At 33.1% G+C, this 559-nt stretch carries 1 protein-coding gene; it reads right to left on the reverse strand.

What is annotated here, in order from left to right:
- The coding region (locus tag ACT3TU_RS14350; RefSeq protein WP_444784544.1) for a hypothetical protein at nt 1-559 on the reverse strand (559 nt) is incomplete at both ends.

The following is a 559-nucleotide window of genomic DNA, read 5'->3' on the forward strand; positions in this document are numbered from 1 at the left end:
TTCTTGAAAAAATATTTCAGGGTTATCTGCCCCGCTTATATCTAATATTTTATATACGATATATTTATTAAGTTTATTAAATGGATCATGTGGTTGATATTTACTAGCTAAGGTGAACCTTTTCACAAAATATTCATTATTCACTTTATCTAACGAGTAATCTAAGACAGTGCCATCATCATATTGAATGACAACAAAAAAACCATATGCTGTTTCGTCAAACTGTTTACTATTTATTTGGTTTAAATTATAGTCTTTGTGGAATAAGTTTTTAGTTTTTTTTACATTTTCGTCAGGTAAAAAAAATGGTTCATGAGCTTGCTTTGCGGGGGTTTTAGTGATCAAAGGAACTGGGTCTGTTGTATTGAAACTCTGTTGTATCTGTGGTTCAGTCTTAGAGGTTGATAGGCTTTCAGCACTATTCTGTTCATTCAGTGTTACAGTAAGTTCGATTGCTTTACCTGAATCTAGAGTGAGTGAGTCAGAAGAGGTGGCGTCACAGGCAGTAAATAACGCAGTAACTATTAGAGTAAGTGCGAGCTTTATTGTTTTCATATTG

This window comes from Psychrobacter sp. AOP3-A1-26 (assembly GCF_052378235.1).
In the GTDB taxonomy this organism is placed as follows: domain Bacteria; phylum Pseudomonadota; class Gammaproteobacteria; order Pseudomonadales; family Moraxellaceae; genus Psychrobacter.